The organism is Nocardioides sp. Leaf374, from assembly GCF_916862475.1.
Classification (GTDB): domain Bacteria; phylum Actinomycetota; class Actinomycetes; order Propionibacteriales; family Nocardioidaceae; genus Nocardioides; species Nocardioides kribbensis.
The window spans coordinates 1-9735 of sequence record NZ_CAKASO010000067.1; the positions used below are offsets into that span (position 1 = coordinate 1).

Genomic DNA, 9735 nt, shown 5'->3' on the forward strand with positions numbered 1-9735 from the left:
GGCTGACGGGGCCGGTCGAGACGTCATACGAGACGTGGATGCGCATCCACCCTGCGCATGACGTCGGAGCGCGGGGCAGGCCACCGCGGGAGCCCCGGCGACCGCGGCTGACGGGGCCGGTCGAGACGTCATACGAGACGTGGATGCGCATCCACCCTGCGCATGACGTCGGAGCGCGGGGCGGGCCACCGCGGGAGCCCCGGCGACCGCGGCTGAGGGGACCGGTCGAGACGTCATACGAGACGTGGATGCGCATCCACCGTGCGCATGACGTCGGAGCGCGGGGCGGGCCACCGAGCCCGTGCCGGCACCACCGACGCGTGCCGGCGGCCGGTGAGCGGGCCGCTCGGTCAGCCCCAGCCGCCGAGGTAGGACTCGAGCGAGGCGTCGGGGGCGACCGGCCGCAGGTCGAGGCCGGTCAGGGTGGTCTCGCCGAAGAGCGCGTCGACGCCCTCGGCCCCGGCGCGGGCCCACCGTCGCCGGCGGCGCACCGTGCGCAGGTCGGTGAGCCGCAGCCACTCCGCGGCACCGTCGCCGGGACCGTCGCCCGACGCGCCCTCCCCGCCCACCCCGACCGCCCCGGGGGCGTCGCCGCCGGTGAGGGCGTCGAGCACCGCGTGCCAGCCCGCGGCGGGGCCGCGCACGGGTCGGCGTACCTCGAGCAGGCGGGAGGCGGTGCGCAGGTCGGGGCGGCCCAGCCGCAGCCGGTCGTCGGCGCCGCCCAGCCGGGCGTGGTCGGCGCGGGAGAGGTGCACCCGGGCCCGCGGGAGCGCGGCGAGCAGGCTGTCGACGCAGACGGCGACGCCGGTGGGGTCGAGGCCCTCGGCCACGACGACCACCGGGTCGGGCGGGCCGAGGCGCAGGCCGGTGGTGGTGGCGCCGGGGCCGTCGAGGCGGCGCGCCACGGCGAGGGTCTCGTCGAGCTTGCGGGCGCGACGCTCGACCTCGTCGCGACCGGCCCAGTCGGGTCCGTCGTGCCAGGCCACCGCGTCGGGGGCGTGGGCGAGCAGCCCGCCGTGGCGCCACACGCGGGCCGCGAGCTCCCAGTCCTCGCCGCCGTAGGCGCGGAAGGTCTCGTCGAAGCCGCCGAGACCCTCGAAGAGCCAGCGGCTGCACGCGAGCACCGCGGCGATGACGAAGCGGTAGGAGCGCTCGTCGGCGTCGAGCAGGTCGCGGCTGGCGGCGTAGGCGTCGTCGAGCCACGCGGGTGCGGGCAGCTCGCGCTGCGGACCGACCTGCTCCACCGGCGCCGCGGGGTCGGTCGCGGCGAGGTCGGCGTGGCGGCGGCGACCCACGACCAGCGCCTCGGGACAGCAGGCGGGCAGCCTCACCATCGCGCTGAGGAAGCCCGGCTCGGGGGTGGTGTCGGCGTCGAGGAAGACCAGCACCTCGCCGCGGCCGGCCGCAGCGCCGAGGTTGCGCGCGGCGCCGGCGCGGAAGCCGCGGTCGGCCTGGCGCACGAGCCGTACGCCGTCGGGCACCGCCGGCGGCTCGCGCGAGCCGTCGTCGGCGACCACCACCTCGACGTCGCGCCAGGTCGTGCCCGCGCCGGTCTGGCGGGTGAGCGCGTGCAGGGTGCGGGCCAGCTCGCGGGGCTGCTCGAAGTGGGTGACGACCACCGTCACCGCCGGCGGGCCGCCGCGGGCGGGGGCGCCGGAGTGGGCGCCGGAGTGGGCGCCGGAGTGGGCGCCGGAGTGGGCGTCGGAGTGGGCGTCGGAGTGGGCGTCGGATCGGGCGGCGGATCGGGCGGCGGAGTGGGCGTCGGAGTGGGCGTCGGCGGGGTCGCGGGCGTCGGCGGAGTCGCGGGCGTCGGCAGGGTCGCGGGCGTCGGCGGGGTCGCGGGCGTCGCCGGGGTCGCGGGCGTCGCCGGGGTCGTGGACGGGGGTGGGTTCGTGGGCGTCGCCGGGAGCGACCGCGAGCGCGAGGTCCCACCGGTTGCCCGGCACGGGCAGGACGCCGGGCGGCGCGACCTCGAGGCCCGGCAGGTCGACGGGGCCGGCCAGCGGGCCGGTCCGCTGGGCCGCACGACGGCCTCCCGTCACCACGGCTCGAGCACCGGCTGCGGCGGGTGGGGCAGGGCGCGGTGCACGCCGGCCCACCAGGCGGCATAGGCCCGCGCGGTGTCGCTCAGCAGGGGGCGCAGGTCGTCGGCCGCGGCGCGGGTGCGGGCAGGGTCGGCCAGGGCCGCACGCAGCTCGTCGACCAGCGAGTCGTCGTCGTAGAGCCGGAAGCCGCCGGGGCGCAGGGCGTCGACCTCGCGCACGTAGGGCCCGTCGAGCGCGAGCGGGCGGCGGCCGGCGGCGAGCCAGGAGTTCATCGACCCCGACGCCGAGACGTGGCGGTGGCCGGTGACCGGCACGTCGACGGCACGCATCCAGGCCGCGAGGTCGGCGTCGCTGAGGTAGCCGGTGACCCGCCAGCCCACCCCGCCGGTGCGGGCACGCGCGGCGAGCTCGTCGAGCAGGTCGTCGTGGCCGGCCACCGGCGCCCCGAGGGCGACGACCTCGACGTCGTGCCCCTCCTGGGCCAGCGCCGCGGCTGCGCGCACGAGCTCGCGGTGGCCCTTGTCGGGGTAGACGAAGCCCAGCAGCGCGAGGCGCACGCGCCCCGCCGGGGCCTCCGGCACGGCGCCGTCGCCGGGCTCCGCTGCGCTCGCGGCATCGGCGGGATCGACCGGGTCGAGCGGCACGACGGGCAGGTGCACCACGGTCGAGCGCAGCGCCCCGGGAGCGGGCGGCCCGGGCACCCGGTCGAGCCCGCCCGCGAGCAGGTCGGCCTCGTGGTGGCTGTTGACCGCCCAGGTGCGCACGCCGCGCACGACCTCGGCGTACGCCGCGGCGCGGTCCTCGCCCGCCCACGGCTGTGGCACGTCGTGCAACGTCACGGTGGTCGGCACCTGCGCGGCCAGCGCCACCACGGCCGCCGCCGACTCCGCGGACGAGTCGCCGAAGAGCCGGTCGGTCCAGTGCACGTGCACCGAGCCCGCGCCGGTGCGACGCGCCTCGGCGACGGCCTCGGCCGGGGTGCCGACGAGCACCCGGGCGCCCAGCGACCCGGCGACCTGACGGGCGTAGAGCGCCACCCCGTGGCGTGCGTCGTCATGCACCAGGTGCAACGGGAGCGCCGCCCGGCGACGGGTCTCGGCCGGGTCGGGGCGATCGGTCCCGGTGCGGTCGGCCTGGGGACGACCGGAGTGATCGGCACCGGAGGGATCAGCACCGGGGCCGACGGTCGACGGACCGACGGCCCGGGCGTCGCCGGAGGTGGGTCCGGGGGGCGCGCCACCGGTCCCGGCGTCGCGGGTCAGGTCGCGGGTCAGGTCGCGGGTCAGGTCGCGGGTCACGGGGCGAGCCCGAGGTGGTCGAGGGTGCGGCCGTGGCGGGCGAGGGCCTCGCGGACCATGGCCGGGTGGTCGGCGTACCAGGCCAGCTGCGCCGCCAGCACCTCCCGCTCGGCGACCGACCGGCCCCCGACCCGCCAGTGGTCGGGCGAGGGTGCGGGGCCGTCGGCCGGGCGGCGTACGGCAGCCACCGCCGGGTGCACCGGCGCGTGCACGTCGTCGAGCAACGGGCGGCCCGGGTCGACCGCCAGCGGAGCCAGACCCAGCGAGGCGCGCACCCGCCGGGCGACCCCGGCCAGGACCCGCGGACCGGGGTGGTTGACCGTGCGCATGTCGTCGACCGCCGGGTCGTCGAGCAGGTCGGCCAACGCGACGCCCCCGTGTTGCTGCTGACGACGGCGCAGCTCGGCGCCCGAGTCGTCGCCCACTGCCCGCACGGCGTCGGCGGTGAGCGGGGGGAGGTCGTCGAGCAGGTCGTCGAGGCGGCTGCCGTCGGCGCCCGGGTCGGTGTGGCCGCGCGCGGCCAGCACGACGGCGCGCAGGTCGTGGTAGGCCACCACCGGGGGCACCACCCCGTCGAGCTCGGGCGGGTGGACGACGACGTGGAAGGGGTGCAGCCCGGCGTACCGCACGCTCGACACCAGGGCCGTGCGCAGGTCGGCGCGGGCGCGGGCGAGCACCTGCTCGGTGCCGAGCGGCAGGTCGCGGTAGTCGGCGCGGGTCGGCTGGGCCACGAGGAGATCGGCGCGCTCGAGCAGCGCGTCGAGGTGGGGCAGGTCGTCGGCGGTGAGCTCGTGGATCGGCGGCACCCGCACGCTCACGACGTCGCTCGTGGGCCGTGTCGGGTGGGCGCCGCGCAGGACCGCGGAGGGGGCGCCTCGCAGGTCGGCAGGCGGGTCGGTCGGCGGGTCGGTGGCCGCAGGGCCGGCCGGGTGGTCGAGGGGCTCGGCGGCGGGGTCGAGGAGCAGCCGCAGCGACTCGGCCTGGCAGTTGCCGAGCAGGAGCAGCAGCGGGCGGTCGGTGGGGACCGGGTCGAGGCCGTAGAACGCGCCGTAGTGGCGGCGACGGCCGAGGTCGACGATGGTCGCGGGCACCGGGCGGCTCCTGGGAATCTCTGACGGGCGGGGGTGGTGCGGGGGCGGTCCACGGATGCGGCGGCTCGAGCCGGTGACGCGGGCCGGTGACGCGGGCCGGTGACGCGGGCCAGCGGTCCGGTCGACCCGGCGACCGGACAGCGCGGCTGGCTCACCGGCCGGACCGCCTCGTGGGCGACCACCCACTCCACCACTCCCCCCGCCCCGTGGGGCTCACCCGCAGGGCCGAGGACCGGCGCGGCGGGCCGCACCCGGGGGAGGGCGTCGTAGCCGAACGGGCACACCAGCGCCGCAGCGCCCCGTCGTCCCGGGCGCGGCGCGCGGCAGGGCGGATCCGCACGGGAGCAGGTGCTGCCGGCGAGCACTGTGCCCGTTCGGCTACCGCGCCCGCCCGCCCCCGGACGTCATACGCCCCGTAGATGCGCATCCACCCTCCGCATGACGTCCACCCCCGGGCCCCCGGCCCCGACCCGACCCGGCGCGCCCGCCGTACGCCGCGGTCCGCCGGCTCGAGGACCGCCCTGGACCGAGCCTGTCGGCCCGGACCCGCACCTGTCGGCCCGTGTGCCGGCCGACAGGTGCGGGTTTCGCCAGCCGGCCGGTGAAACCCGCGGAGGCCGACCCCCGGTCAGTCGGCGGCCAGCTCGGGGGCGAGCGAGGAGTCCTTGAGGCGCACGCCGGAGGCGCCGAGCTCGCGGGCGCCGCGCACGAGACCGGCCACGACGGCGGCGGCCCGCTCGTAGGAGAGTCCGTCGGGCGGGTGCACGTTGGAGACGCAGTTGCGCTCGGCGTCGCTGCGGCCGGGGCGGGGGTGGTGGGTGAGGTAGATCCCGAGGCTGTCGGCCACCGAGAGGCCCGGACGCTCGCCGATCACCACGAGGAGGGTCTCGACGCCGAGGGCCTCGCCGACGTGGTCGGCCAGGGCGACGCGGGCCTGGGTGGCGATCACCGGCGGCGCGATCGTGCAGTCGTCGCCGAGGGCGGCGCGCAGGGCGGCGACGATCGCGGCGAGGAGGCCGGGTCCGTGGTCGACCAGGGCGCGCGGGGAGAGCCCGTCGGCCAGCACGATCCCGACCTGGGCCCCACCTCCGGCCCCACCTCCGGCACCGGCACCGGCACCCACGCCGGTCCCACCCCCGGCCAGTCCCGCGAGGTCGGCGGGCTGACGGCCGAGGTCGGGCCGGCGCAGGTACTCCGCGCGCGAGGTCGCCCTGCTGGTGACCCGCAGCGGCTCGCCGAGCCCGACCGCGGCCACCGCGGGCGCCAGCGCGTCGACGTCGAGCGGCTCGTGCACGGCGTCGCGCGCCGCGGCGTGGGCGGCCTGGAACTCCAGCACCCGCCGGGTGGGCAGCGCGTCGCCGGCGCGGCCGAGGCCGATGCGGGCCTGGGTCGTCGTACGCAGCGACGACCAGAGGTCGCCCACCACCGCCGGGTCGACCCCACCGTCCGGCGCACCGGCTCCCGCGCCCTCCGGCGCACCGGAACCCGCGCCCTCCGGCGCACCGGCCCCCTCCGCGGCGGACGCCGACCACCCGCTCCCCCCGCCCGCTCCGGCGGCCCCGGTCGTCCCGCTCGTCCCGGCCGTCCCGCCCACCGCGCTCACCCCGGTCACCGTGCGGTCAGCTCGCGCAGCGGCGAGGCGTCGAGGTCGGTGGGCAGGATCCGACCGGCGTCGCCCAGCATGCCGAGCCCGTCGAGCCACTCCTCGAACTCCGGCGCCGGCCGCAGCCCCTGCACCTGGCGCAGGTAGAGCACGTCGTGGAAGGACAGGCTCTGGTAGCCCAGCATCACGTCGTCGGCGCCGGGCACGGCGATCACGAACGACGCCCCCGCGGTGCCCAGCAGGGTCAGCAGGGTGTCCATGTCGTCCTGGTCGGCCTCGGCGTGGTTGGTGTAGCAGACGTCGACGCCCATCGGCAGGCCGAGCAGCTTGCCGCAGAAGTGGTCCTCGAGCCCGGCACGCACGATCTGCTTGCCGTCGTAGAGGTACTCGGGGCCGATGAAGCCGACGACGGTGTTGACCAGCAGCGGGTCGAGCATCCGGCACACGGCGTAGGCCCGGGCCTCGAGCGTCTGCTGGTCGACCGGGCGCCCGCCGACGCCGAGGTGGGCGCCGGCGCTGAGCGCGGAGCCCTGCCCGGTCTCGAGGTACATCACGTTGTCGCCGACCGTGCCGCGGCGCAGCGAGCGCCCGGCCTCGTTGCCCTCGCGCAGCAGGTCGAGGGTGACCCCGAAGCCGGCGTTGGCGCCCTCGGTGCCGGCCACGGACTGGAAGACCAGGTCGACCGGCGCGCCGCGCTCGACCAGCTCGATGGTGGTCGTGACGTGCGAGAGCACGCACGACTGGGTCGGGATCTCGTAGCGCTGGCGGATGTCGTCGAGCAGGTGCAGCAGGGTCGCGGTGGCCTCGGGCGAGTCGGTCGCGGGGTTGATCCCGATGACCGCGTCGCCGCAGCCCAGCAGCAGCCCGTCGAGGGTGGCGGCGGCGATGCCGCGCGGGTCGTCGGTGGGGTGGTTGGGCTGCAGGCGGGTGGCCAGACGTCCCGGCAGCCCGATCGTGGTGCGGAAGGCCGAGGTCACCCGGGCCGCGCGACCCACCGCGATGAGGTCCTGGTTGCGCATGATCTTGCTGACCGCGGCCACCATCTCCGGGGTCAGCCCCGGCGCGAGCGCGGTGAGCACCGCGGCGGCGTCGGGGCGGGTGCAGGTCTGCAGCAGCCAGTCGCGCAGCCCGCCGACGGTCAGGTGCGACACCGGGGCGTAGGCCGCGCGGTCGTGCCCGTCGAGGATCAGCCGGGTGACCTCGTCGCTGTCGTAGGGCACCAGCTCCTCGGTGAGGAAGGTGTCGAGCGCGACGTCGGCCAGCGCCCACGCGGCGGCCGCACGCTGCTCGTCGGACTCCGCCGCGCAGCCGGCCAGCTGGTCGCCCGAGCGCACCGGGGTCGCCTTGGCCATGAGGTCGACCAGCCCGTCGAAGGCGTACGTCGTGCCGCCGAGGTGCTGGCTGTAGCGGGGGCCGGTCACCGCACCGACGCCTCCGCCTCGGCGAGCGCCGCGAACTCCTCGTCGGGCGAGCCGGCCACGAGGTGGTGGCGGCTGTAGAGGCCGAAGTAGGCCATGAACGCCACGAAGACGCCCAGGCACGACAGCGCGGCGACGGTGTCGACGAGGAAGGTGGCGACCACGGCGAGGGCGGCCACGACCAGGGCGAAGCCGGTGGTCACCGCACCGCCGGGGGTGCGGTAGGGCCGCGGCATGTCGGGCTCGCGGCGGCGCAGCACGACGTGGCTGGTCATCATCAGCACGTAGGACAGCGCGGCCCCGAAGACGGCCATGTTGAGCAGCACGGCTCCCTGGCCGGTGAAGGTCAGCGCGAAGCCGATGACGCCGGGCACGACGAGCGCGAGCAGCGGCGCCTTGCGCCGCGTCGTGATCGACAGCACCCGCGGCAGGTAGCCGGCGCGAGAGAGCGCGAAGAGCTGGCGGGAGTAGGCGTAGATGATGGAGAAGAAGCTCGCGACCAGACCGGCCAGGCCGATGTAGTTGACCGTCGTCGCGGCGGCCCCGGAGCCGAGCGCCTCCACCAGCGGGTTGCCGGAGCCCTTCATCGCGTCGGCGCCCCCGGCGCCGGTGACCAGCAGCAGCATCGCGGCCGCGCTGACCAGCAGGAGCGCCATCGCGGCGATGATCCCGCGCGGCACGTTGCGCTCGGGCTCGGCCGCCTCCTCCGCGGCCAGCGGCACCCCCTCGATGGCGAGGAAGAACCAGATCGCGTAGGGCACCGCCGCCCACACCCCGAGCACCCCGAAGGGCAGGAAGGCCGAGGAGCCGGCCGCGTCGGTGGGGGCGATGTCGGTGAGGTTGTCGAGGTCGAAGAGCGGCACCGCCGCCACCGCGAAGACCACCAGCCCGAGCACGGCCACCGCGGTGATCACGAACATCACCTTCAGCGCCTCGCCCACCCCGGCCAGGTGCACCCCGATGAAGAGCGCGTACGCCGCGAGGTAGACCCACCAGCCGTCGGTGATGCCGAACAGGCCGAGCGACTCGACGTAGGCCCCGATGAACGTGGCGATGGCCGCGGGCGCGATGGCGTACTCGATGAGGATCGCGGTGCCCGTCGCGAAGCCGCCCCAGGGTCCGAGCGCGCGGCGGGCGAAGGTGTAGCCGCCGCCGGCGGCCGGCAGCGCCGAGGACAGCTCGGCCATGCCGAGCACGAGGGCGAGGTACATCGCCGCGATCAGCACCGTGGCGATGAGCAGGCCACCGAAGCCGCCCTGCTCGAGGCCGAAGTTCCACCCCGAGTAGTCACCGGAGATGACGTAGCTGACGCCGAGGCCCGCCAGCAGCACCCACCCCGCGGAGCCCGAGCGCAGGCTCCGCTTGGCGAGGTACTCCGCGTCCGCTCCTCCCGGGGCACCGGGCGGCGCAGCCGTGGACGTCGCGGCGGCAGGGGTGGTGAGACGTTCCGACATGGCGGACCAACCTTCGACGGGGTGCTGCTCGGTCTAGTGGGTCCGGCGACGCTAGGTCAAGGGTGTGACGGCCCTGCTCCGCCCGCGTTGCGGCCACGTGACGCGCGCGTCCGGGTCGCGACCGCCTGCCGCACCGGCGCCGGGTGGCCCGTCCGGCACCACCGCCCCGGCCCGACCGTGCGCAGCCCATGGCCCGACCGTGCGCCGCGCATGGCCCGTCCGGGTGGTCCTGACCCGATCGCGCACGGCGTCGGCCGCGTCTCTTTACCTTCGGGGCATGACCTTCGCCCCTCGCATCGCCGCCGTCGTCCTCGCCCTCGGCGTCGCCGCCTCCCCCGCCCTCACCTCGGTGAGCGCCGACGCCCACACCACCGGCATCCACGACAACTGCACCAACCTGCAGAAGCAGTGGAAGCACGGGGTGGGTCGCAGCAACGCCGTGGACAAGACCTCGGGCAAGAAGGTCACGAGCTTCTACCGCAACACCAAGGCCTACAACACCGCGGTCGCGCACAACGGCACCCTCGACGCCGACAAGGACGGCATCGCCTGCGAGAAGGCGTGAGCACGCCCGGGCCGGGGTGGCACCAGGACCCGGCGCGCCCGGCCGGGCACCTGAGGTACTGGGACGGCCGACGCTGGACCGAGGCGGTCGCCACCCCGCCACCCGCGGCCGCCGGGCGCCCCGCGCCGTACGCCGCGCCGCCGCCGCTCGCACAACGTCGCCGCCCAGGCCGCCGAGGAGTGCACGACGAGCACGCACCGCGGTCAGCAACCGTGTCGAGACCATCACCGACCAGTGGGTGAAGGCGACGTGCGCGTCGTC

General features: G+C 76.9%; 8 protein-coding genes. 2 read left to right on the forward strand and 6 right to left on the reverse strand.

All coding sequences use genetic code 11. The features are described from left to right. Window positions 1-350 precede the first annotated feature (350 nt). From LPA27_RS18625 to eat, 6 genes are all read right to left on the reverse strand, one after another. Complete coding sequence (locus tag LPA27_RS18625; RefSeq protein WP_228943445.1) at window positions 351-2045, reverse strand: glycosyltransferase family 2 protein; 1695 nt, start codon at window positions 2043-2045, stop codon at window positions 351-353. Then, complete coding sequence (locus LPA27_RS18630) at window positions 2039-3106, reverse strand: hypothetical protein (RefSeq protein WP_228943447.1); 1068 nt, start codon at window positions 3104-3106, stop codon at window positions 2039-2041. The genes LPA27_RS18625 and LPA27_RS18630 overlap by 7 nt, the downstream gene beginning before the upstream one ends. Before the next feature lie 233 nt (window positions 3107-3339). Further along, a complete protein-coding gene (locus tag LPA27_RS18635; protein WP_228943449.1) occupies window positions 3340-4434 on the reverse strand; it encodes a WcbI family polysaccharide biosynthesis putative acetyltransferase in 1095 nt (364 codons plus the stop codon). A gap of 628 nt (window positions 4435-5062) precedes the next feature. Continuing rightward, on the reverse strand, window positions 5063-5857 hold the full coding sequence (gene eutC, locus LPA27_RS18640) for an ethanolamine ammonia-lyase subunit EutC (protein ID WP_228943451.1): 795 nt from the start codon (window positions 5855-5857) through the stop codon (window positions 5063-5065). Window positions 5858-6042: 185 nt separating this feature from the next. After that, window positions 6043-7458, reverse strand: coding sequence for an ethanolamine ammonia-lyase subunit EutB (locus tag LPA27_RS18645; protein WP_228943454.1), 1416 nt, complete (start codon window positions 7456-7458; stop codon window positions 6043-6045). Further along, the gene (eat, locus tag LPA27_RS18650) at window positions 7455-8909 is read right to left on the reverse strand and encodes an ethanolamine permease (protein ID WP_082500045.1); all 1455 of its coding nucleotides are present in this window, start codon (window positions 8907-8909) and stop codon (window positions 7455-7457) included. The genes LPA27_RS18645 and eat overlap by 4 nt, the downstream gene beginning before the upstream one ends. A gap of 277 nt (window positions 8910-9186) precedes the next feature. Here eat and LPA27_RS18655 point away from each other — a divergent pair, with 277 nt between their 5' ends. Beyond that, window positions 9187-9474: an excalibur calcium-binding domain-containing protein gene (locus LPA27_RS18655; protein WP_228943456.1), complete on the forward strand. Its 288-nt coding sequence runs from the start codon at window positions 9187-9189 to the stop codon at window positions 9472-9474. After that, on the forward strand, window positions 9471-9716 hold the full coding sequence (locus tag LPA27_RS19405; RefSeq protein ID WP_416383251.1) for a DUF2510 domain-containing protein: 246 nt from the start codon (window positions 9471-9473) through the stop codon (window positions 9714-9716). Before LPA27_RS18655 ends, LPA27_RS19405 begins: the two co-directional genes overlap by 4 nt. Window positions 9717-9735: the final 19 nt, after the last annotated feature.